Here is a 23,460-nt window from a genome sequence, read left to right on the forward strand (position 1 = left end):
CGACCATCACCCCATGCCCTCGTCCTTCGGCTGGCTCGACAGCGACACGGAGCAGCGCCGGCGGATGCTCGAGGTCGTCGACCTTTTCTCGCAGGACGGCACGGTCGACGAGCTGGGCACGGGGGCGATCCGGGACGCGCTGTCGCACGCACTGTTCCCGGGCACCTCGGTGGTGCACACGCGCCTGCGGTACGTGCTGTTCGTGCCGTGGTTGCTGCAGCGGGCAGCCGACGGTAGCGCCGGCCGCGACGCGGCCCAGCACCTCCGTGATCTCGAGGTGCGCCTCATCGGCAGCCTGCTGGCCGGTGGCGAGCCGACCGGGGTGATCGGCAGCCAGGCGGGCGCGCGTCTCCGGCGGATGCCGAGCAGCGTGTACTGGTCCGCGCTGGGCGCCTGGGGCATCCGGCAACCCGACCTGAGCGTCGAGGGCTACCTCCGCCGGCGTCACGACCTCGCACGCCTCGCCGCGAGGACGGCGGTGAGCGACGACCCGGAGGCACGCGAGCAGGCACCCGGCGCCGGGCTCGATCCCCACCTCCCACCACCACCCGCCGACCTGCTCACCAGGGCGACGTTCGACCTCACCCCCGTCGAGGAGGAGTACCTCTCCGACAGCATCGCGCGCGCGACCGCGGGCTCGCTGCTCGCCTGGCTCGTCCACCATCCCCCGCCGGAGCTCGCGACCTACGTCTGGGAGATCGCCACGCTCGGCAGCCTCCCGGCGGACCTGGCCGAGACCGTCGACCACGCGCGCCGGTTCCACACGGCGATCCACGGCGCTGTCCTCCTCTACAACCTCCTCCTCGCGCGCCGGCGCAGCATGGACGAGGCGGTCGCCGGCTACGAGTCCGACCTTGCCCTGTGGCGCGGCGAGCTCCAGTCGACCGGTGCGCTCGACGGCTGGGACCGCGTCGCCTGGTGGACCACGGTCATCCGCCTGAACCCCGAGATCCGGCCCCTCACCCGCGTGTTCGTCGACCAGTGGCTCGACCTCGTCACGTCGGACCCGGACGTGGCGAGCAGCACCGACGCGGCGCACCTCGTGGCGACCCGCGAGCGCCAGATCAAGGGTGGCCGGGCGCGCCTGGCGAACCAGGCGGCGCTGGACCACTGGGGCGGCGCGAGCGGTCTGCGGCGTCTGGACTTCAACTGGTCGGTCGCACGCACCCACCTGGCCGACCTCTACGCCGCGCGAGGTGTCGCGTGACGCTCACCCCCGAGTCCCGCGTCCTGCTCACGGACGCCCTGCGCCCGCCGGCCGGGCACCGCGTCGACGTCGTCGTCGGCACGACGTACTCGCTCGACCTCACGGCGCTGCTGATGGCGCCGCTGTCGTTCGCGGTGTCCGAGCAGGTGGACGGCGACGTGGAGCGCGTCGACCCGATCCGCATGCTGGAGGCGGTCCGCCGCCACGCCGAGCACACCACCGTCTTCGTCCAGGCGGGCGGCATCCACGTGCCGTCGACGTACCGCAGCGTCCTGACGTTCCTCGAGGACACGGTCGTCGAGGTCACGGCGCCGCGCGAGGGAGCGATCTTCCACCCCAAGCTGTGGGCCGTGCGGTTCGTCGGCCCCGACGGCACCGCGACGCACCGCGTGGTGATCCTGTCGCGCAACATGACGTTCGACCGCTCATGGGACACGGCGCTCGTGCTCGACGAGGCACCGGACGGCGCGGTCGACGCAGCACCGGCCGCCGACTTCGTCCGGGCCCTGCCGGCTCGGGCGCTCCGCGCCCTCTCGACGGCCCGCGAGGACCAGGTCGCCGACCTCTCGACGACCCTGGCCTCGGTCCGCCTCGCGGTCCCCGCACCCTTCACCGGCGGCTACCTCCTGCCCATCGGCCTCGACGGCACGGACGTCTGGCCGTTCCCGGAGCGCGCGAAGCGCCTGCTCGCGATCACCCCGTTCCTCGGCCGTCCGGCGGTGCGGGCGCTGGCACGCGTGGCGGACGAGCGCACGCTCGTCTCGCGTCCCGAGTCGCTCGACATGCTCGGGTCCGACGCGGTCGACGGCTGGCAGGCCACGGTGCTGCAGCGCCAGGCCGAGGTGGAGCCCGGCGGCGACATCGACGCCGTCCCGCCCGTGCGGACGGAGCTCGAGACCCGCACCGGCCTGCACGCCAAGACGTTCGTCGTCGACCTGCCGGACGGCACGTCGGCGACCGTGACGGGCAGCGCCAACCTCACCTACGCGCCGTGGGGCCGCAACGTCGAGTTCGGCGCGGTCCTCACGGGTCCGACGCGGGCGTGCGGCGTGGCCAGCGTGCTCGACGGGTCGTCCGGGGTCGCGGGGCTGGCCTCCCTCCTGCAGGATCACGCGCCCTCGTCGGCGCAGGGCGTGCCGGATCCCGCCATCGCGACGTCGCTGGAGATCGAGCAGTTCCACCGCGTGCTGGCGACGCTCCTTCCGGTCGCGCACGTCAGGCGTCTCGACGACGAGCGGGCGGAGGTGACGGTCACGGTGGACGTCCCGCCGGACGCACCCGGCACGACCCGCACGTGGCTCGCGTCGCTCCCCGACGGCCACGCGCAGGCCCTGGCCCCGACGACGAGATGGACGCTCGCGCACCTCAACGTCACCCCGTTCCTCGTCGTGGAGACGACGGCCGGTGCGGGCGACGCCCGCGTCACGCGTCGCTGCGTGCTCAAGACCGAGCTCACCGGCGACGTCGACCGGCGCCGTCACGACGCCGTCTTCGACGTCCTGCGGAGCAAGCAGGACGTGCTGCGTTACCTGCTGTTCCTGCTCGGCGACCCGTCGTACGACGCGCTTCTCGCCGAGCTCGCGGGCACCGGCGAGACCGGCTTCCACCCCGAGGCCACGGGAACACGGCAGGACGTCGCGCTCCTCGAACCGCTGGTGCGTGCCATCGGCCGCGACGACGACGCGCTGGCCCGCGTCGCGAGCCTGGTCGAGGACCTGCGCGCGATGCCGAACGGGCACGAGCTCGTCCCTGACAACTTCGACGTCCTGTGGGACGCGGTCTGGCTGGTCCACCAGGAGGCGCGGCGATGACGCCTGAGACGGAGCGGATGCTCGCGAGCCTCAAGGACTTCCAGCGGGCCACGGTCGACCACGTGTTCCGGCGGCTGTGGTTGGACGACGACCAGGTCAAGCGGTTCCTCGTCGCGGACGAGGTCGGGCTCGGCAAGACGATGGTCGCGCGCGGCGTCATCGCCCGGACCGTCGAGCACGTGCGCACGCAGGGCAAGCGGGTCGACGTCGTGTACATCTGCTCGAACGCGCAGATCGCCCGGCAGAACCTCAGCCGGCTCAACGTCGTCAACGCTTCCGAGATGCGTCACGCTGACCGGCTGACGCTGCTGCCCAAGGTCATCCGGGACCTGCGCGAGCAGGACGTGAACTTCGTGTCCTTCACGCCCGGGACGTCGTTCAACGTCGGGTCGTCGGGCGGCAAGGGCGAGGAGCGCGTCCTGCTGTACTGGATGCTCGCCACCGCCTGGGGCACGGACGTGCTGCGCCCGCGCCGGTGGACGCGGTTCTTCCAGGGCGGCATGAAGCTGGAGAACTTCGAGCGGGACCTGCGCTGGTTCGACCGGTCGTCGCTGGACCCGGAGTTCTGCCGAGCGTTCGGGGAGACGGTCGACGCGGCCGACGGCCCGGGCGGCGGGCCCCTGCGCACCGAGCTCGAGGAGTGCGTGCAGGACTTCAACTACCTCCGCTGCGACCCGTCCTACGCGCTGAGCACACGGCGCTACCGCCTCCTCGGCGTGCTGCGCCGGCTCGTCGCGCGGGCGGCGGTCGAGCACCTCGATCCGGACCTGGTGATCCTCGACGAGTTCCAGCGCTTCAAGGACCTGCTGGACGGCAGCGACGACGAGGGCGCGCAGCTCGCGCACGCGATCTTCGACCACGAGGACGCGAAGGTGCTGCTGCTGTCAGCGACGCCGTACAAGATGTACACGCTGCCCGACGAGCCGGAGGGCGACGACCACTACCGCGACTTCGTGCGGACGACGACGTTCCTCGCCGGCGAGGAGCGGGCACGGGTGGTCGAGGGGGCGCTGCGGACGATGCGCGAGACGCTCGTCGCCGGCGGTGACATCGCCCGGGCGCGGGATGCGCGCGACCGCGTCGAGCACGAGCTGCGCCGCGTCATGTGCCGCACTGAGCGGCTCGCGTCCACGCCCGACCGCGACGGCATGCTCGTCGAGAAGTCCCTCCCCCAGGTGGCACTGACGGCGGACGATCTGCGGGGGTGGCGGACGTTCGACGGCGTCGGGCGGGCCGTCGACCGGCACGACGTGCTCGAGTACTGGCGTTCGTCGCCGTACCCGCTGAACCTCATGGACCGGAACGGCTACCAGGTGCGCGCCCGGTTCCAGGCTGCTGCCGAGCGGCAGGAGCCGTCGCTCGTCGCGGCGCTCGACGGGGCTCCGGGCCTGCTCGCGTGGGAGGACGTGCGGGCGTACCGGCGCGTCGACCCCGGCAACGCGAAGCTGCGCGGGCTGTTCGCGGACGTCCTCGACCGCGGCGCGTGGCGGCTCGCATGGCTGCCGCCGTCGCTCCCCTACTACGAGCTCGCGGGCGCGTACGCCGAGCCGGACCTACGGAGCTTCACCAAGCGGCTGGTGTTCTCCGCGTGGGCGGTGGTGCCGAAGGCCATCGCCGTGCTCACCAGCTACGAGGCCGAGCGTCGCACGCTGTCGGCCGCGGGTGACCAGCTCGCGTACGACGACCGTCCGGTGACGCCGCCGCTGCAGTTCCGGGTCGCGGGTGAGCGGCCTGCCGGCATGCCGGCGCTCGCGCTGCTCTACCCGTCGCTCGCTCTGGCGCGCGCCGGTGACCCGCTGGAGGTCGCGCGGGCGGAGGGCGCGGTGCCGCTGCCGGTCGAGCGCGTGCGCGCGGTCGTCGCGGAGCGCGTTCGTGCGCTGCTGGGGCGGCTGCCGGAGGGCGAGCCCACGAGCGAGCGCGTCGACCAGGGCTGGTACTGGGCCGCGCCGTTCCTGCTGGACGAGGCCCTCCACGGGAAGGACCACGCGGCGCTGCGGGCGACGATGAGTCGGTGGGGCTCGGTCGACGAGGACCACGAATCGCGACTCGCCGCGCACCTGCGGCTCGCGCTCGACGTCCGCGCGGAGGATCTCGGCCGACGTCCCGACGACCTCGTCGACGTGCTCACGTCCCTCGCGATCGCCGGCCCCGGGGTGACGAGCCTGCGCGCGCTGGCCCGCGTCGCGGGAGGTGCCGCGGCCATCGCTGACCCGGTCGTGCGCGACCGCGCGTTCCACGTGGCGCAGGGGCTGCGCTCGCTGTTCAACAAGCCGGAGATCGTCGCGCTGCTGCGCGCGACCGAGGACGAGACCTACTGGCGAACGGTCCTGGACCACGCCACCGACGGGTGCCTGCAAGCCGTGCTCGACGAGTACGTGCACGTGCTCGTCGAGTCCGAGGGTCAGCAGGACGCGGCGCCGCTCGACCGCGTCGGCGTCATCGCCGAGACGATCGCCGAGGCGCTGTCCACGCGCGCGGCACCGCACGTCGTTGACGACATCCAGGTGGTCGACGGGCAGGTCCACGTCACCGACCACCGCATGAGCGCGCACTTCGCCGCGCGGTTCGGGCGGGCGCAGACCGACGAGAAGACCGTGATGCGCGAGTCGACCGTGCGGGCGGCATTCAACTCGCCGTTCCGGCCGTTCGTACTCGCGTCCACGTCGGTGGGCCAGGAGGGGCTGGACTTCCACACGTACAGCCACGCGGTCGTGCACTGGAACCTGCCCGGGAACCCCGTTGACCTCGAGCAGCGTGAGGGGCGGGTGCACCGGTACAAGGGGCACGCGGTGCGGAAGAACGTCGCCGTGCTGCACGGGGAAGCTGCGCTCGAGGACCGTGACGATCCGTGGGGTGCGGTGTTCGAGGCTGCGCACGCGGCTCGCGGTGCCGGGGCGTCCGACATCGAGCCGTACTGGGTGTGCACGCGGCCCGGCGGTGCGGTCATCGAGAGGTACGTGCCGGCGCTGCCGCTCAGCCGCGAGGAGCAGCAGCGGCAGCGGTTGCTGCGGACCGTGGGGGCGTACCGGATGGTCATCGGGCAGCCGCGGCAGGACGACCTGGTGCGGTACGTCGGGGAGGACGTGGAGTGGTTGCGGGTGGATCTGACGCCTCCGGGGCACAGGTTCAGCTGAGTGAGGTCAGTGCATCAGTCCCCAGTCACTCGACGGCCACTCGCGTAAGTTCCACACTCGAGTGCCGGGGGTCAATGAGGTGCACTCGTGCCCATTCAGCAACCTCTTGCCCTTGCGCGAAGAGGATCACCTGACGATCCGAGGCCAGTGCGAGCAACAGGTCGAGGATGCCGACGGTCCGTTCTGCGTCTGCCTGAACGGTGACATCGTCGAGCAGGAGAGGGCAGGACTCGCCCGTGGTGCTCAAGTGCTGGGCCAGTGCCACCCGCAGGAGCAGGTAGACCTGTTCTGCTGTACCGATCGATAGACGGTCGGCATTCCGCCACTTGCGCTGGGGGCCGCACACCTTGACCTCCAACGTCGCCGGGTTCACCGTCGCGTCCGTGTACCGCCCCCCTGTGACCAGCGGTAGCCAGGAACTCAGCGTGTCGGCCAGTACCGGCGCGATCGTCCGGTGGACCTGTTCCTGAGCGTCCGTGAGGAAATGGCTGGTGAGCCGCAGCGTCTCGGAGAGCTCGCTGACCCGGGCAAGCTCGGCTTCGGCAGCGACCAGGCACTCCTCGGCCTCGGCGACGCTGCGGAGTGTCCTACCTCGCTCAGCTGCGACCCCGGCGGCGTTCTCCGCCACTGCTGCCAGCTCCATCTCCTGCTCCTGGGCTGCGGCCCGCGCCTGTCGAGCCCGGGTCAGGTCGCTGAGCGCAGCGTCCACACCTGCGCTGATCGGTGCGCCGGCATCGGCTGCGAGTTCCTCACCATGCACGACCGCCTCTTGCAGAGCTCGCCGGGCCGCGTCCGAGGCCTTAGCGGCCTCGGCGACCGCCTCCTCTGCCGCCATGAGCGACGACTCGAGTTCGTCCAGCGTCGAGCCGTCCAGTACGACATCGAGCTGGGAAAGATCGCGCTGACGAGCTTCGGTCGCGATCAGCAGCTCGTCGTAATGAGCCTGCCACTGGATCAGCGCATCGCGCAGGGCCTCCGGATCAGCTTCAGGATCAACGCCTACACTCGCGACGCTCACGGCAGCTCGCAGAGCGTCCAGAGCTGACTCCCGCTGCGCCAGGACGTCGGCGGCGTCCCTGTCGGCGGCTTCGCGAGCAGCAAGCGCCCTCTCGACCTCTGGACGCCGGGCAGCCCGGGCGGCCTGCTCTGCGCGCTCCGCACACGCGCGCTCGTACGCGGAGAACGCGTCCTCGGTGGACGTGGCTCCGACGGCGACGCCTCGGTCGGCGAGAGCTCGGAGAAGCCCACTCTCCGCCTGCGCGAGGGTCCTGGCCTCCCGCTGCGACTCAGACTCCCAACGAAAGAAGGCCTCCCGTGCTTCCAGGTGCTGCTCAGCGCGGGCAGCAAGCTGTTGCAGCGCACCGGGGTCGGCAGGCAGGGACCGCGCGGCACAGCGCGCAGCGACCTCGGCCGCTGCGGACGAGGAGGCGGCAGCTGCGCGCAGTTGCGCGTCCGCGGATGCCACCTCAGTTACCGCTGCGTACAGGCGCTCCTGCGCGGAGGCCAGAGCCTCTTCCGCTGCGTGGCCCGCGGCACTCAGAGCTGGGATGTTCACCGCGCCGCTGGTCGGGTGGCGGGGCTCCGGGCGGGCGACGACGAAAGCGCCGACGGCAGCGGCGATGCAGAGCGCGCCCAGCACAAGTGCCACCGTCACGTTCGACAAGGCGATGGCCGTGGTCACCGCCGCGACTGCGGCGGCGGCCGCTGTGGCGACAAGGCCGTAGCGCGGCACGCGGGACCGGCCGGTCGTCGTCGACGGAGGCGCCGCCATGGCTGTCGTGAAGGCGGCTCGAGCAGCGTTCGCCCGGGCCGTCGCGTCGGCGAGCGACGCCTGAGCCGCTGCCTGTTCTGAGCGAGCCTGGTCGCGCGCATCGGTCAGGTACTGCACCTGCTCCGAGTTGCCATTGCCGGTCGCGCCGAGCTGGGCTGCGAGTTGGCGCAGCATCGACGGGCCAGCTTCGACGGCGGGCTCGAGGTCCTGCGAAGGAGTTCCCGGGTCAGGTGGGCGACGGCCATCGTGAGCGGTGACCACTGCGACCGCACGGGTCCACCCCTGATAGGCGTCCCGGACCGCCGCCGCCACCTGAGTGTCGCCATCGGGTGGTGGTGGTAGGGCATCGAGCTGTTGAGCGAGGTCGGCGGCGGTGGACCCCGCCGGCATCCGCAGGTCGGGAACTGAGGACCATCGTGCAAGTGCGGCTGCGACAATGCGAGCGACTGCTTCTGCGGCTGGCGCTCCCGCGGGGACGGCGTCGTCGGTGGAAGCGGCACTCAGTGAGCGAGCCTTCGCCACACGCTGAGCAAGTGCGTCTCTGCGCGTCACAGCCGCCTTGCTGACATCGTCGACGCGCGCGGCATCGCCTTGCCGTTCGGCCACGACCTGCAGGGCATGCACCAGAAGCTCGAGTGCCGCGGCCTTCTCCTGCGCGGCGAGAGTCCGTTGCGCGGCCTTGTCCGCCCTCGCGCGATGTGTCTCGGCTACCGCCGTGAGCTCCAGGTAGCGCGCGTGCTCGGCGAAGGCGGCGTCGAGGTCGGCTCTTGCGTTCTCGAGCGCATTCTTTGCTGCGCGCAACGGCTTGGAGGAGTTCGCCCGGTCGAGTCCGACGTTGTCGCGCGCGAACGTCTCCAGGGCGGCCAGTGCGGCGGCGGCGGTCGCGTCCGCGCCGGCGGTGGCCGCGGCGCGCTGCAGGTGCTCCTGCAGGCCGTTGGCGGCGTTCAGTACCCCGAGGAGCTCCGCCTGATTGACGACGGCGATGGCCGCGAAGCTCTTGCGGTCGAGACCGAGGTACCGCGAGGCGTCCGGAGCGCCTTCGAACATGATCTCCGCCGAGACGTCCGTACCGAGGGCAAGGTCGGTCGCACGGCAGTCGACCTTGCCGTTCAGGTCGTGGGCTAGCTCGATGCGTCGGCCGTCATCGAGGACGAGGACTGCGGACACACGCCACTGATCGTCGTCCCAGGGCTTGTGGAGCTCAGCAAAGCGGCGCTCCTCACGGGTCGGCGCACCCTTGCCGCGTCGGCGTCCCGTCACAGCGGCGTACACAGCGGCGTGCCAAGAAGACTTCGCGGACTCGTTGACGCCCGTAACGACCGTCATCCCGGGGGCGAACCGAAGGTCGCCGGACTGCAGAGGACCGAATGCGTGTGCAGTGACGGACTCAATATTCACGTCAGTGGACCTCCAGCTCGCTGGTGCGCCCGTCGAGTGCCCGCAGGCCTGTCACCAGGACACGGCGGCGTTGGTTCTCGTCAAGGTTGGTGGAAGCCTGGACGTCCCGCACGAACTGTCCCCGGACCGTCTGCTCGGCCGCAAGACTCACCAAGTCGTAGGTGACCCCGATGCGTCCAAGGCGCGGCACGATGGCGTCCAGGCCCGAGCTGATCCCGACGAGGTCGCTCAGTCGGACATCGACTTCAGGAGCGACGTCACCGTGCAGCGTCACGCGCGCCACCCCGGTCAGACCTTGGAGTGCCGCTTCGGCCTTAGCGCAGATGTCCGAAGAAGAGGTCGCGCCAGTGACGTCGACGGATACGTCATGGACAGTGCTCGCCGCGACCGTGTGCCGCTCGCACATCACCGTTCCGTCAGGGGTGATCGTTGCCAGGATGGCACCGCGCGGCCCGGTCTCACCAAACGTCAGGGGATCGGGGTTGCCGGGGTAGGTGTGGCGAGCGGCGTCTCGAGGGGTGTGGAAATGACCGACGAACGCATGATCGAGGCCGCTATGTTCGATCTGTTCGGCGCTGAACGGCGCGTGCGGGACCTTGCCGCTCTCTTGGTAGAACAGCTGTGCACTCTCCGAACCGTGGAAGAGTGCGATGTTGACTCCGTTGCGATCAACCCTGAAGTCGTTCTCAAAGAATCCGTCAGTGTTGGCGGGGGCTCGGTGAGCAGCACCCCACAGAGTCACGCCCTCGATCAGGTCGACTGGAACGAAGCGCGCCTCGGTGAACACGTGGACGTTCGGTGTCCAGTCGGCCATCCGATAGAGCGACGCGGGCCCGTACCAGTCGTGATTTCCTGGGGCGAGGTAGACGGCACGGTTGGAATCTGCAAAGGTCTGACGCAGAAAAGCCGTGGTGTCGGGGCTGAACCGCTCGTGCTCGTACAGGTCTCCGGCACACAGGATGGCGTCGACATCGTTCTCCTCGGCCAGGGACATGATCCGGGTCAGCGTGGTGCGCAACGCCATGCGGCGAGCGCGGGCAAGGCCGGGCGGCGCCCACTTGAACGGCGTGTCGAGATGGAGGTCCGAGAACACCAGCAGTTTCGTCACGACCCTGTCTCCCGTCGCTCGCACGGACGGTCGTGGGCCACCCGCGGGAGCGCAATGATCTCAGTGCGCCTTGACATCGCTAGGTCTTTGGCCCCTTTCGGTGCGCTGATGAGCCTGTCTGCTGCGTCTGCAGACGTATTGCTGGCGCTCGCTATCAGACTCCTGGGCCGCTGCACGAGGTAGCTGCGCGAGGCGGTCGCGGTCATGGACCCCTTCCACGTCTGCCGGAGTTGCGACGAACAGCTCTAGGTGTTGCGTCTCATGAGGTTGGTGACACCGCGCGGGGTGTGAGCGAGGGGTAGGCCCGCCGGCGGCAGGATGGGAAGTGCGACCAACACATCCGCGCCGAGAGAGACCTACCCCTCGATGCCCCACGCTAACGCCCCGTTGACCCCTGCTGGCCGTCTTCGCCTGGTCCAGCGCTGTCAGTCCCGTCCGATCGCGCACGTCGCAGCCGAGGCCGGGATCTCCAGGCAGTGCCTGAGCAAGTGGAAGGCCCGCTACGAGCAGCTCGGCGAGGTCGGGCTGCTGGACCGTTCCAGCGCCCCGCACGCCAGCCCCACGCAGCTGCCGGCGGACGTGGTCGAGCAGATCGAACGTCTGCGGCGGGAGCACAAGTGGACCGCCCGTCAGATCCACCTCGAGCTGACCCGCACCGGCCACCGCGTCTCGCTTGCGACGATCTCGCGGTGGCTGGTCCGGCTCGGGATCAACCGGCGCCGGGACATCGACCCCGACGGGTCCACCAACCGCAGCACCGGGCGGATCATCGCCCGCTACCCCGGGCACATGGTCCACCTGGACGTGAAGAAGGTCGGCCGGATCCCCGACGGCGGCGGGTGGCGCGCCCACGGGCGCGGATCCACGCAGGACAAGGCCGCGCAGCGCGCCAAGACCTCCGGCGCTCGGGCGGGCTACGTCTACCTGCACTCCGCGATCGACGGGTACTCCCGGCTGGCCTACACCGAGCACCTGCCCGACGAGAAGGCCGCCACCACGATCGGGTTCTTCCACCGCGCCAGGGCGTTCTTCGCCGCCCACGGCATCGGTCGGATCGTCCGCGTCGTGACGGACAACGGCGCGAACTACAAGGCGACCGCGTTCACCCGCACCGTGGTCGCGGTCGCCTCCCGGCACCAGCGCATCCGCCCGCACACGCCGCGGCACAACGGCAAGGTCGAGCGCTACAACCGGATCCTGGCCGAGGAGCTGCTCTACGCCCGGATCTGGACCTGCGAGGCTGAACGCGCCGCTGCGATCAAGATCTGGAACGTCCACTACAACTACCATCGCGCTCACACCGCCGTCGGCGACCGACCCCCGGCCTCACGCCTGCGCGCGGGCGTCACCAACGTCATGAGCCAGAACATCTAGGCGTTCAGAGCCGCGCAATTCGTCGGATGAATTACTTCCGCACGATGGTGTCGCAGCTTGAGCACTTCAACTGGTTCGTGGTATACGGCTGAAGCGTGTATCGCCCGCACACGGGGCACTCATGTCCCTTGGCCACGGCGACTCCTCTCATTGGTACTGCCCGCGAGCGGTTCGCGTCCCGCCGACCGTAGCGTGGGCTGTGCCGAGGTCCGGGATTGATTGCATCAAAGTCACCCGGTTGACCTGCAGTTTCGCAACTAATGCCCCCGGGCGGTGGCCGACGTCAACGGACGAAGGGCCGCCTCGAAGTGGGAGGGCTGCGCCCTTCTCCGCCGCCTCGTAGCCGTTACCGTCGAGCCGCTGCACCGAGCCTGTCCTCAGGTGCCGTGGGCGCGGGCTCAGCGCTGAGCCCGTCAGCACTCGAAGCCAAACTGGCTCTTCCCAGTTGAGGGTGTAGCCGGCGGCCAGGCGGCGCGAGGGACGGGCGGCGCGTCGGTGCCCGGGTAGAGGTCGAGGTCTCCCGTGGATGGAAGTTCTCACACAGCCATCCAGGAAGACCTCGACGTGCCTGACGCTACCTTCACGACCCCTGACCTGACGACGTTCTGCCGCCTCGACGAGCTCGGTCTCGTGGTCGTGGGCCAGCACCTGGAAACTGACCGGGCGGTGCTCGCTTGCCGCGTGAATCGCCCCGGGTTCGGTGGAGGCTCTCAACCCTGGAGGATGAGAGTCATGGTGGCACCGAAGAAGTACAGCGATGAGCTGCGTGAGCGGGCCACGCGGATGGCGTTGGACGCGATCGCGGGGTCTTGACCCCTGATGGTGGACACGCGGGTGGTTTCACGCGGCGAGCGTCAGGTTAGCCGCGTGGTGGGCGTTCTCGTAGTCGGTGGGGCTGAGGTAGCCGCAGGTGGAGTGCCGCCGGCGGGTGTTGTAGCGGGTGATCCAGGTGAACACCTCGTGGCGGGCGGTGGGCGAGTCGGGCCAGCCGTGCGCGCCGGCGAGGGTCTCGCGCTTGAGGGTGGCGTTGAAGGACTCGGCCATCGCGTTGTCCGCCGAGGTGCCCACGGCGCCCATCGAGCGCGACACGCCCAGGCGGGTGCACAGCTGCGCGTAGACCTTGGCTCCGTACTGGGCTCCGTGGTCGGTGTGCATCACGGCCCCGGCCAGGGTGCCGCGGGTCGCGGCGGCCGCGAGCAGCGCGTCGGTGACCAGGTCGGTGCGCATGTGGTCGGCGATGGACCAGCCGACCAGGCGCCGGGAGAAGCAGTCGATGACGGTGGCCAGGTAGAGGAACCCGTCGTCGCCGCAGGGCAGGTAGGTGATGTCCCCGACGTACTTGGCGTTCGGCTCGCTCGCGGTGAAGTCCCGCTCGAGCAGGTCCGGCACCAACGCGGCGCCGGGGTCGGGCACCGTGGTGCGCACGCGTCGTCGCAGCCGGATCCCCGCGATGCGGTGCTCGCGCATCACCCGGGCCACCCGCTTGTGGTTGACCCGCGCGTCGGGGGCGGCGCCGTCGTTGAGCTCGACGGTGATCCGCGGTGCCCCGCACGCACGATCCTGCACGTGCACCGCGCGGATACGCGCGGCCAGCGCCTCGTCACCGGCCGCCCGCGCGGCGCGAGCCGGCGCGGCGGCCAGCCACTTGTAGAACGAGGACCGGGCCACACACAGCACCTGACACAGCCGCTTCACCTCGAAGGTGTTGGAGTGCTCGGCGACGAACTGGAAGCGGCTCACCAGTTCGTCTCCCCGGCGAAATACTTCGCCGCCGCGCGCAGGATCTCCCGCTCGGTGGCCAGCTTGCGCCGTTCGTCCTCCAGCTCGACGACCCGCGACCGCAGCCGTGCCAGCTCCTGCTCGGGCGTCTCGTCCGGCGGCGCGGACCTACCGGCCGGGCGGGACTGCCCGCGGATCGGCACCCCCGCGGCCTTGATCCACGCCGAGAGCGTGGAGTCCATGATCCCCAGGTCCGCCGCGATCCCCGCGACCGTCGCGCTCGGCGTCGTCCGGTACAGCTCGACCGCGTCACGGCGGAACTCCGCCGGATACGTCTTCCTTGCCATGAGCAGATCTTCTCGCTTCCTCCGGGCCAGGCCCGGGTTCAGCGTGTCCACCTCACGGGGTCAAGCCCCGCGATCGAGGGGGCAGCGGATGGGAGCGATCCGTCGGATCGCCGGTCAGCTCGACGTGCACCCCGAGGCGTTGCGCACCTGGGTCAAGCGGGCCGAGGTCGATGCCGGTGCCCGGGCGGGCACGACGAGCGAGGACGCCGCTCGGATCGCCGAGCTCGAGGCGCAGGTCCGGGACCTGAAGCGGGCGAACCACATCTTGAAGACGGCCTCGGCTTTCTTCGCGGCGGAGCTCGACCGCCCCTCCAGCAGGTAGTGGCCTACCTCGACGCGCACCGTCACCAGGTCGTCGAGGGACGCCAGCTCGGGGTCGAGCCGATCTGCGCGGTGCTCAAGGACACCGCCGCGAAGATCGCTCCGAGCACGTACTACGCGGCCAAGACCAGGAAGCCCTCGGCGCGGGCGGTGCGTGACGCGCGCCTACTGCCGCTGGTCCGCAAGGTCCACGCCGACAACCTGGGCGTCTACGGGGCGCGCAAGGTCTGGGCCGAGCTGAACCGCCAGGGCACGACGGTGGCCCGGTGCACGGTCGAACGGCTGATGACGGCCGACGGGTTGCGCGGGATCGCCCGGGAGAAGACGACCCGCACGACGGTCAGTCACGGCGCGCAGAGCGAGCGGCCCGGTGACCTGGTCGAGCGGGAGTTCGTCGCCGATGCGCCGAACCGGTTGTGGGTCGCGGACATCACCTACATCCGCACGCACGCCGGCTGGACGTATGCCGCGTTCGTGCTCGACGTGTTCTCCCGCTACGTCGTGGGCTGGCAGGTCTCCACGTCGCTGCGCACCGATCTGGCGCTGCACGCCCTGGACATGGGGTTGTGGGCCCGGCGGCGGGCCGGTCAAGACGTGACCGGGCTGACCCACCACTCGGACAGGGGCGTTCAGTACCGAGCGGTGCGCTACACCGAGCGCCTCGCCGAGGCGAACGCCGTCGCCTCGGTCGGGTCCAAGGGCGACTCCTACGACAACGCGATGGCCGAAGCGTTCAACTCGCTGTTCAAGGCCGAGTGCATCCGCAACCCCACGATGCGCCCGACCGGCGGCTGGAAGACCATCACCGATGTCGAGCTCGCCGTCGCGGAGTACGTCGACTGGTTCAACCACCGACGCCTGCACGGCGAGATCGGCCTCGTCCCACCCGCCGAGCACGAGCAGCACCACTGGCAGCACTACGCTGCCCACAACCCGGCCGAACTCGAGGCCGTAGCCACGTAACCGAGCCTCCACCAAACCCGGGGCGATTCAACCCCGCGCTGCGGGCCGAGCCTGTCTGGAACCCGGCCGCTCACACCGGCTCGTGGCGGGCGATCTGGGCGTACTCCGCCAAGAGAGCCGCCAGGGACGGCAAGACCCTGACCGCGCAGGAGAACCGCGCCCGCGCGGTCATCAACGGCGAGTCCGCCGCGCGCAAGCCGCGATTCGTCAAGGCCTCGACCAGCGGGTTCACCCTCGACGAGGCCGCCCTGGCACGCGCGCGGCGCCTGGTGGGTCTCAAGGGCTATGTCACGAACCTGCCCGCGACCGTGATGCCCGCACCCGAGGTGATCGCCAGCTACCACGAGCTGTGGAACGTCGAGCAGTCCTTCCGGATGTCCAAGTCGGACCTTGCAGCACGGCCGTTGTTCGCCCGCCGCCGTGACGCGATCGAGGCGCACTTGACCATCGTGTTCACCGCGCTGGCCGTCTCGCGCACCCTCCAGCAGCGATCCGGCCTCGCCCTTCGCCGGATCCTGCGGACCCTGCGGCCGCTGCGCTCCGCGACGATCGCGATCAACGGCGCCGTCCAGACCTTACCGCCCGAACTCGACGCCGACGAATGCGCGCTCGTCGACGCACTCCTGCGGGGCCGCGTCACGCACCAAAGGAAATGAGCAAACTCAGGTCAGACAGCGACTACACCCTGGATTGGGATAAGCCATTTTCCTGGGGAACGCGTCGCTCCAGGCTGCTCGGATCGCTTATCCCGCGAGTTCACGCCGGTGCGACGACGACGCGCACCTGAATCTCCCCACCGGGATCGCCACCGTGAGGTGTTCCTCGAGGCGGTCGAGGCGTACCGGGCCCGGTGGATCCGCGAGCTGGAGCGACGCCTGCACGACGTGCGACGGGGACGCGCCATCGACCAGACGTTCCGCCTCCCCGAGCCCGAGGACCACACGGACGACTACGACCGCGTGCTCGCGATGGCGCGGATGTCGGTCGACGACGTCATCGAGCTCACCGAGCACGAGTCGGCGAGTACGTGATGGACGACTGGGGCTGGAAGCGCACGTTCGAGCGCACGAGCATGCTGTACACGAGGCTGCCGTGAGCGCGGCGACGCTGCCGGTGCTGCGCGCCGCGAACGCGTCCTTCGTGACCCCGGCCCTGCTGGTCGGTGGGGACCTCCGCACCGACGACCCGGAGGTGGCTCGCGGAGCTGGTCGACGTCGGGGTGACGCACATCGTCGACGCGCGGATCGAGTGGGACGACGACCGGTTCGTCGCCGCCCACGCCCCGGGCGTCGCCTGCCTCCACCACGGCATGGACGACGCCGGGCAGGAGGTGCCGGAAGAGTGGTTCGACGTCGCGGTCGGGTGGGCGGTGCCGGCGATCGCGGACGGCGGCGTGGTGCTGACCCACTGTCACATGGGGATCAACCGCGGTCCGTCGCTCGGGTTCGCGGTCCTGCTGGCGCTCGGGTGGGCGCCCGTGGAGGCCATGGCGGCGATCCGTGCGGCGCGTCCGATCGCCTACGCCGCCTATGCCGAGGACGCGTTGCGCTGGCACCACTGGCGGAGCGCCGTCGGTCCGCGGCGGCGCGCTGCCGAGGTGGCGGAGCTCGACGCCTGGAGGCGGGAGAACCCGATGGACGTGCGGCGCGCGATCCGCGCGGCTGCCGGTGGCGTGGCGTGAAGACGGCCCCCTCGGCGACGCGCACGTCGCACGCGTGCGCGCTGCCGAGGTGGCCCCGGCCTATCAACGGGCGAGCGGACTTGTGTCGGCTCCTCGTGCTACCCGGCCAGCGGCCGCGCTCTTGAGCAGACGCTGGAAGTCCGGCAAAGCACTGGCCCCCATCCAGAACAAGGGATTGGCGTCGGCGCGCGTCATGTCAGCCGCGTAGTCGGGGAATTCTCTGTAGAAGCTGTCCCAGCAGTCCGGACCGATGCCACGCGCAAGGGAGACCGGGTCGCGGAGCGGAAGACCGCAGACCCCACAGGCTCCGCGCACGGGATTGACGAATCCCTTGAATCCGCGGCCGGCGAAAGCCTGACGGTACTTGGCCTCATCATGTACGCGAAGAAGTCTGTGCCGGGCCTCAGCACCATCGGCGAGATCGACCCGGATCGCGAGCTGCTGCAGATCGCGGAGCTCGAGTCCGTCGTGCACGAGTCCGAGTGCCGCGCGGACTGCACTGAAGGCGCGATCGCTGCGCCACGTCGCGATGGCGGGGATCTGTGGTGTGACGGTCAGGTAGTCGGGTCGGTCCCAGGCGCAGGGGTGCTCGCGCGGCCAGACGTGCCAACCTCGGCGTCGCAGCAGTTCTGCCAGCTGACGGTTGTCAGGCACGCACCATGCGACGAAACAGGGGTAGTCGTCGATGATCACGCGCTGGATCGAGAGGCTCAGCCCAGCGGGTAGGCAGGTGAGTTCGAGTCGATCGACCAACGAGTCCTCGAGAGTCGCGGGTGCCCGCGAAGAGAGGTCGCCCCAGGACTCCACCGGGGGTTTGCGCCCGAGCGGGAAGGGGTGCAAGCGGAAACCGCTCGGCTTGAACCCGGGCTGGATGTCCTGCTGGCGCAGAAGCCGCTGACGCTCCGCGGCACCGAGCGCCGGCGTCTTGACGCGTGGCGCGGCTGGACTGCCTGAACCGGCGCCGGCGTCCTGCGCCTTGCCGGCGGCGGCCGGGAACCAGATCGGCGGGGAATCGCCGACCCTACGGAAGAGGTCGGTGCGGCGGTACAGGACGCTGTTCATCTCCGTGGCGTCGGCGTCGAAGCCACGGGTGTGCAGCTCTCGGAGAAGCGCCCGCTTGTCCATGCCTGCCCGCTCGGTCAGGCAGGCCATGAGAGCGTCGGTCAGCCGCGCTCTTCGGTCGCTCCTGTTCGCCATGCGCGTGTCCTTCGTCTGGCTTCTCTCAGGGGTAAGCCCTTCCACGGCGGCAGCCCGCCACGCTGTCTCGACAGACCGCTGCGGAGACCGCTCGTCTGACGCGCGCCTACCTGTCCATCGGCCGGACGCGGGTCAGTGTTGATCGATCGCTGGGGTGACGCCGCTCCGTATGGGCCGCACTCGATGGGGTGGGGCAATCGGTGGCAGAGATACGCGCCGCCCCGTGTCTCGCTCTCCCCCTTCGAGACAGCCTTCATCATTCACTTGCTGTCGAGCGGCGACATGTAGTAGTTCTCGCTCACCGGCCCGAAGGCCTCGGTCGCGCGCCGGCGAGGACCCGCCAGAGCCTCCTGGGACTTCCACCCCGAGTCCTGCCAGCCGGCGGGCAGCGCGTGAGCAACCGCACCTGCGGGCTTTGTCACTACCTGCGCTGCGCTCGTCCCGGCGGGAGGTTTGCGGTCGAGGAAGATCCAGTGCGTTCCGACCAGCGTCGCACCGAGCATCCGGTGACCGGACCGCAGCCACGGGTGCGCGTCCTGGAATTCGCGGTAGCTGTCGTTCGAGACGACTCTCCCCTCCGTGATCTCGGCAATCGCAAGGACGAGTGCGTCACCCGCGCCGATCGTCCCGGCGGGCGGCTGGAGCCAGCGCCCGGACTGGACCGCATTCTCGACGAGTGGCTTCTCGGACTGTTCCACCTGGTGGCGAAGGTTCGCGTCGACGACGACCTTGATCTCCGCGGACGGGAACGTCGCGAGCAAGGCGTCCAGCGCGTCCGACAGCGCAGCGATCGAGGGCTTCTCTCCGGCTGCCCGGTCGCGACCCGACCACGCCACGTTCGACCCGTCGACGACGAGGACGACGGGAGCGACGTCCGAGGGCGGCGAGTACGTCGGCGGCCGAGGCACAGGCCGTGTGGGAACCCGCCGCGACGACACGGGGGATGTCTCCGCAGGTGTCGGCGGCGGGGTCGAGGTAGGCGCACTCGACGCGGCCACGGCGCCGAAGACGGCCTCCAGCTCAGCCCGGATCGCCTCCTTCTCCTTCGCGCGGTCGGACTGCTTCTCGTTCTCCTCGAACACGTCGATGACGTCGTCGAAGAGCACGACACCGGTCTTGACGATCTCGGCCCGGACGGACACCCGCCCGTCCTCGCCGTACGTGAAGTCGAGCCGGAAGCGAGCGTCGGCCTGGGGCGTGGGCCGTGGGTACGGGATCCTCAGCTTCTTCAGCATCTGGTTGAACGGGTCGCTCAGCGCACGGTCGGGGTCACCCTCCCACACTTCGACGTCGACCTCGGAGACGAGAGGACGTCGAGGCACGTACGTCCGGCCGTCGCTGATCGGCAGCGGGGAGTTCCGCGGGATGATCGTGCTGAACGAGGCACCGTGCTCGTCTCGGACCTTCGTCCCCAGCGCGTTGGCCGTGACGACGCAGATCGTGTCGTCGACGTCCTGCCGAAGTGCGGCAGCGGCGAACGCCGCGCCCATGCCGACCGCCGTCATGGGGTCGAGGAGCTCCTGCGCGACCGGTTCCTGCCCGAGCAGCTCGGTGAGGGTCCGCCGCGCGATCGGCATTCGGCTCGAGCCACCCACCATGATGACGGCATCCACCGTGTCAGGATCGAGCCGAAGGTCGCTCAGGACCTCGATGACGGGCTCCATCGACCCGTCCACGAGGTCCTTCACCAGATGCTCGAACTCGGTGCGCTCGAGGTCGACGACCTCGTCACCGGCCGGAGACAGGATGGTGACGACCTCTTCGGTCGAGAGCTGGATCTTGGCGCGCTCGACCTCGAGCCGGAACTGCCGGGCGTGGTGCGCCGTCCACGACGGATGGTTCTTGAACCGCGAACGGACGGCCTGACGCAGTGCAGCATCGATGTCGACGCCGCCGAGCTCGGTGCGCCCGCTGGCCGCGCGCTCGATGAGCACACCGTCCTCGTAGTCGAGCACCGTCGCGTCGACGGTGCCTCCGCCCCAGTCGTAGACGAGGAAGCGTCCGTTCTCCCGGATGAGGTCGACGTAGGCCATCGCCGCGGCGGTCGGCTCGTTGATGAGCGACAGCGTGCGGATGCCCGCCAGGTGCGCCGCTTCCCTCGTGCGGAACCGGGCCTGCCCGGTGGCCTTGGCGGGCACCGTCACCACGGCCTCGTCGAGCTCGGCACCGGCCCGCCGCATGCCCTCACGGATGGCCCGGAACATCAGCGTGGCGACGTGCCCGCTCGTGTATCGCCTGCTTCCGACAGTGACGTAGTGGTGCCCGTTCAGGAGTCGCTTGATCGCGTCCGCCCGCTCGTCGGCGAGGAGCTTCGCCCGCCATCCGAACATCGCCTCGCCCGTTGTCTCGCTGGTACCGAAGACGGAGGGGAAGACCTGCTCGCCGCCGAAGCCGTACCAGTCGGCGCTGACGTTGGCGCTGTCGAATGGCACCACGTACGACCCGTCGGGTTGCCAGCGGGCGACTGCGCAGTTGGAGGTGCCGAAGTCGATCCCGTATGTCACTGCGTCTCCTCATCATCGGTCTTCACGTCGTCCGCCCGGGCTGCGGTGCCCGGCTGGACGAGCCGTCCTGTGTGGCCGTCCACGTAGGCCGGCTCGACGACCTCCCACTTCCCCTCCGCCCCGACACCCGGGAAGAAGGCCGTGTCCTCGATCGACGTGACGACGCGCACGTGGGTCTCCCGCAGGAACTGCACGATCATGTGCCGCAGGACCTCGACGCTCTGCGCACGCCGGGCCGCCTGGTGAAGCCGGACGACCATGGCCTGCTGCTGCTGGGCCACGGCGGCGAGCGCAAGATCGGTGTGCGAGCGCAGGTCGGGCGCGGCGCGTAGTTGCGAGATGGTGTCTCGCAGCTCCCGAATCAGTAGCTCGAGTTCTGTGGGGTCCCCGTCGGGCAGCGTCTCGGACGCCTGCCGAGCGGTGTCGGGCGTGAGCTGCGGAGCCCTGTCCTCGACGTGCGCCACTGCCTCGGCGCCGCCCACTACGCCGGGCGTTGCGGGCGCGGCTTCAGGCTTCGGCTTCGCTCGCCCTCGGCGCTTCGGGGCGGGAGGACGCAGCTCGGCGCCCGGATCGGCAGGCGTCTCCCGTCGCGTCACCTCCTCGCGACGGCCGGGGCGGGTCTCGCTGGTCTTTCGTGAACCGACCGGCTCGTGCGGCAGGGGCACACCCTTGCTCGGACTCGAACGCCGCCGAGGCCTGGCGGCGTTCTGCAGCGCGCCCGGTGCCGCGTCGTCGTAGACCGTCGTCCCGGCCGACTCGATCTCGGGACGCTCCCCATCCTGCCGGGAGCCCGCGGTGCGGGAACGTCTCGGGGACGCCGAGCCGCGCGCTGCTCGGGATCCCTTTCCCGAGGCCCGGGGACGCGTCTCATCGTCAGCCGTCGTGTTCCTCTTGATGTCACCCTCGCGCATCATGCAGTTCCTGCCACAGCTCGGTCGGTCGCGCCTCGCGGAGCGCGGTGGAGATGGCTTCTCGCCAGACACGCCGGAGCGACTCCCGGACGCTCTCGACGTCCGGAGGCGGCGTGCGCCGGGGCATCGGTGACGCCTCGGGGAACAGCACTCCTCGACGTGCAGGGACGTAGGAGTCCGCCGCGAGCGGAACGATGAAGTGACGCCGCTCTTCGTCTCCCACCGCCAACCGCTGCCTGGCTCGGTTGACCCGGATTCGACGGGCGGCGTCGGTCTTGGTCTCGCGCTGCAGTGCGACCCAGCGCGCATCCCACGGCCGCTCCACGCTTGACTCCGACCCCGCGGGTTCATCGAGCCCCAGCACGACCCAAGGGCTCTCGAAGTCCTCGAGTGCCGACCTCTTGTCGCCGTCGCGCATGCGGTTCAGCGTGGTCTCGGCCACGTCGATGTTCCGCGCCGTCGCTGCGGACCGCCCGGGGGCGCGCAGCTCTCGTAGCAGGGCCCGCGCCGAATTGACGTCCCCGGAGAGAACCGCGCAGTACAAGGCGAGGTTGTGGACCTCCACGGCCATCCTGCCCCCGCTCGGCAGTGACGGGACGTCACGCACGCAGGCCGCGGCCGCCGCCAGGTCGTCGGAGTAGAGCATTGCTCGGGCGCGGGCAAGACGACGCCACACGTCGAACGTCAGGTGCCCGGTTCCCGCGAGGTCGTCACCGAGTGCGGCATCGAGAAGACGCCACAGGGACGGATCGGCGCCCTGCGTCTCGACGAACTGCCGCGGAGACCGGAGCACGTCCAGGATTTCCACCAGCTCAGGAAGCGCCGACGGGACGAGCGCGGCCGCACCAACGTCGCCCTCGAAGAGCCGGTGCCGCAGAACCCAGGGGTCGTCCTCGTGGAGATCACGCGGGAGCTCACCGGCGACGAGCTGTCGCCGTCGGATCTCCTCGTGCCACCCGAGCTGGACGAGCGCGTCGTGGTCGACGAGACGTGGCCGGGTCCGTGCCTTGAGATAGTTGCCCTCGATCGCCGAGACCTCCGGTCGGATCGTCGTGACGAGGGCCGGGTCCTGGTCGAGCGCGGAGTCCACCATGGCGAGGTCGGCTGAGCGAGCCATGGCCCGGAGGTCCTCGGGCTGAGGTCGCAGGCCTCCGAGGACGGCAGCGGCACCCCGTGCGATGCGCCAGGAGTCCGGTCCGTCCACCGCGGCTGTCATGTCGCGGTCGACGGCGGCACGAAGCAGCCTCAGACGCTCCGGCGCCAACGACACCAGTTCGCGCTCCACAAGTAAGAGGAGCACCTGTCCGATCCCGTCGCCTGCCTCGAGCGCCGAGCGGAGGAAGGCGTCCCAGTCGTCCCGTCGCCAGAGTGCGAGCCCGGGCGCGGCCGCGGTGAGGCCCCCGACCGTCGCGTCCAACTCCCGTGCAAGCGCCTCGAGACGCTCGGTGTGCGCCACCCGCTGTGCGAGCCCACGGACCTGCCCCGCCACGTGACGCAGCAGGACTGCCCGCTGGGCACGCTCGGCCTGCGACATCGCCATGAGCACGGACCTGTGCGCGGCGACCTCACGGCGCTCTCGCTGCGCCTGCCGCCGCTCCCGCTCCGCCGCGATGAGGGCGGCACGACGTTGTGCGGGCGTCAGAGGGAAGGGTGACTCCTGGAACGAGGTCGACATCGGTCAACGGACCCGCGCACCACATGTGGCCGCTGGGCCACCGGCCGGCTCACGGACGAGGAGTGTCACCCCCTCTTCATCGGCATGAGCGGAGGCGTTCTCAATCGTGACGTGTGCACCGCGCCGCGAGCAGACGAGCGACTCCGAGGCTTCACCCGCCAGACAGTTGATGGCGCTCCGATCCGGGAAGTCGGTCGGTCCAGATGCTCCCTACCCGCATGAGGATGCGTTGAGCTGGAGGTACCAGCAGTTTCGCCACAAGGCACAGAGCGAAGCAGCGCCGCGGTGAGGTCGTGCGTGGCTGGCGCCCGCCGCGTGTGCGAGTGGTCGATCCAGGGC

Annotated in this window: 13 protein-coding genes and 2 pseudogenes; 8 read left to right on the plus strand and 7 right to left on the minus strand. The window is 70.3% G+C overall.

What is annotated here, in order from left to right:
- Positions 1-13 precede the first annotated feature (13 nt).
- From CFLA_RS16520 to CFLA_RS16530, 3 genes are read left to right on the plus strand one after another with little or no spacing between them, the layout of a single operon-like run.
- On the plus strand, positions 14-1,207 hold the full coding sequence (locus tag CFLA_RS16520; protein ID WP_013118490.1) for a DUF6361 family protein: 1,194 nt from the start codon (positions 14-16) through the stop codon (positions 1,205-1,207).
- Positions 1,204-3,018: a phospholipase D family protein gene (locus tag CFLA_RS16525; protein WP_013118491.1), complete on the plus strand. Its 1,815-nt coding sequence runs from the start codon at positions 1,204-1,206 to the stop codon at positions 3,016-3,018. The genes CFLA_RS16520 and CFLA_RS16525 overlap by 4 nt, the downstream gene beginning before the upstream one ends.
- Positions 3,015-6,152 (plus strand): helicase-related protein, encoded by a 3,138-nt coding sequence (locus CFLA_RS16530; protein WP_013118492.1) that lies wholly within the window; start codon positions 3,015-3,017, stop codon positions 6,150-6,152. The genes CFLA_RS16525 and CFLA_RS16530 overlap by 4 nt, the downstream gene beginning before the upstream one ends.
- 25 nt (positions 6,153-6,177) lie before the next feature.
- Here the strand turns inward: CFLA_RS16530 and CFLA_RS16535 are convergent, their stop codons facing one another.
- Together CFLA_RS16535 and CFLA_RS16540 are read right to left on the minus strand one after the other, a co-directional pair.
- The gene (locus CFLA_RS16535; RefSeq protein WP_148234396.1) at positions 6,178-9,249 is read right to left on the minus strand and encodes an ATP-binding protein; all 3,072 of its coding nucleotides are present in this window, start codon (positions 9,247-9,249) and stop codon (positions 6,178-6,180) included.
- Positions 9,250-9,322: 73 nt separating this feature from the next.
- On the minus strand, positions 9,323-10,429 hold the full coding sequence (locus CFLA_RS16540; protein WP_013118494.1) for a metallophosphoesterase family protein: 1,107 nt from the start codon (positions 10,427-10,429) through the stop codon (positions 9,323-9,325).
- 366 nt (positions 10,430-10,795) lie between these two features.
- Between CFLA_RS16540 and CFLA_RS16545 the strand changes: the two genes are divergently transcribed.
- Positions 10,796-11,803 (plus strand): IS481 family transposase, encoded by a 1,008-nt coding sequence (locus CFLA_RS16545; protein ID WP_043599193.1) that lies wholly within the window; start codon positions 10,796-10,798, stop codon positions 11,801-11,803.
- Between the two features lie 840 nt (positions 11,804-12,643).
- On the opposite strand, the gene CFLA_RS16555 is transcribed toward CFLA_RS16545, so the two are convergent.
- Positions 12,644-13,869 (minus strand): IS3 family transposase gene (locus CFLA_RS16555; RefSeq protein WP_085955054.1). Its coding sequence is split into 2 segments (ribosomal slippage): positions 12,644-13,560 and positions 13,560-13,869, totalling 1,227 coding nucleotides; the frame shifts between segments, so codons are not numbered across the junction.
- Between CFLA_RS16555 and CFLA_RS16570 the strand changes: the two are divergent.
- The 4 genes and pseudogenes from CFLA_RS16570 to CFLA_RS16585 all read left to right on the plus strand — a co-directional run bounded on the left by CFLA_RS16570 (position 13,868) and on the right by CFLA_RS16585 (position 16,834).
- Positions 13,868-15,153: pseudogene (locus tag CFLA_RS16570) on the plus strand (IS3 family transposase). The gene CFLA_RS16555 and the pseudogene CFLA_RS16570 sit on opposite strands and share 2 nt — an antisense overlap.
- Before the next feature lie 41 nt (positions 15,154-15,194).
- Positions 15,195-15,809, plus strand: a pseudogene (locus CFLA_RS21010) (IS1634 family transposase); the annotation flags it as partial.
- A 159-nt stretch (positions 15,810-15,968) separates the two neighbouring features.
- Positions 15,969-16,184: a hypothetical protein gene (locus tag CFLA_RS16580; protein ID WP_013118499.1), complete on the plus strand. Its 216-nt coding sequence runs from the start codon at positions 15,969-15,971 to the stop codon at positions 16,182-16,184.
- A gap of 188 nt (positions 16,185-16,372) precedes the next feature.
- Positions 16,373-16,834 (plus strand): protein-tyrosine phosphatase family protein, encoded by a 462-nt coding sequence (locus tag CFLA_RS16585; RefSeq protein ID WP_187291309.1) that lies wholly within the window; start codon positions 16,373-16,375, stop codon positions 16,832-16,834.
- Between the two features lie 63 nt (positions 16,835-16,897).
- On the opposite strand, the gene CFLA_RS16590 is transcribed toward CFLA_RS16585, so the two are convergent.
- The 4 genes from CFLA_RS16590 to CFLA_RS16605 all read right to left on the minus strand — a co-directional run bounded on the left by CFLA_RS16590 (position 16,898) and on the right by CFLA_RS16605 (position 22,986).
- Complete coding sequence (locus CFLA_RS16590) at positions 16,898-18,031, minus strand: DUF6011 domain-containing protein (RefSeq protein WP_013118501.1); 1,134 nt, start codon at positions 18,029-18,031, stop codon at positions 16,898-16,900.
- Between the two features lie 260 nt (positions 18,032-18,291).
- Positions 18,292-20,535, minus strand: a complete 2,244-nt coding sequence (locus CFLA_RS16595; protein WP_013118502.1) for an Hsp70 family protein — start codon at positions 20,533-20,535, stop codon at positions 18,292-18,294.
- Positions 20,532-21,200 (minus strand): hypothetical protein, encoded by a 669-nt coding sequence (locus CFLA_RS16600; RefSeq protein ID WP_148234398.1) that lies wholly within the window; start codon positions 21,198-21,200, stop codon positions 20,532-20,534. Before CFLA_RS16600 ends, CFLA_RS16595 begins: the two co-directional genes overlap by 4 nt.
- Positions 21,201-21,432: 232 nt before the next feature.
- Positions 21,433-22,986 (minus strand): hypothetical protein, encoded by a 1,554-nt coding sequence (locus CFLA_RS16605; RefSeq protein ID WP_148234399.1) that lies wholly within the window; start codon positions 22,984-22,986, stop codon positions 21,433-21,435.
- Between the last annotated feature and the right edge of the window lie 474 nt (positions 22,987-23,460).

Source organism: Cellulomonas flavigena DSM 20109, assembly GCF_000092865.1.
In the GTDB taxonomy this organism is placed as follows: domain Bacteria; phylum Actinomycetota; class Actinomycetes; order Actinomycetales; family Cellulomonadaceae; genus Cellulomonas; species Cellulomonas flavigena.

Excerpts from the sequence above, each read along its gene's own strand:
- CFLA_RS16520 (WP_013118490.1), top strand. The coding sequence starts at position 14 with ATGCCCTCGTCCTTCGGCTGGCTCGACAGCGACACGGAGCAGCGCCGG.
- CFLA_RS16530 (WP_013118492.1), top strand. The coding sequence starts at position 3,015 with ATGACGCCTGAGACGGAGCGGATGCTCGCGAGCCTCAAGGACTTCCAG.
- CFLA_RS16535 (WP_148234396.1), bottom strand. The coding sequence starts at position 9,249 with ATGACGGTCGTTACGGGCGTCAACGAGTCCGCGAAGTCTTCTTGGCAC.
- CFLA_RS16545 (WP_043599193.1), top strand. The coding sequence starts at position 10,796 with ATGCCCCACGCTAACGCCCCGTTGACCCCTGCTGGCCGTCTTCGCCTG.
- CFLA_RS16590 (WP_013118501.1), bottom strand. The coding sequence starts at position 18,031 with ATGGCGAACAGGAGCGACCGAAGAGCGCGGCTGACCGACGCTCTCATG.
- CFLA_RS16605 (WP_148234399.1), bottom strand. The coding sequence starts at position 22,986 with ATGGCGATGTCGCAGGCCGAGCGTGCCCAGCGGGCAGTCCTGCTGCGT.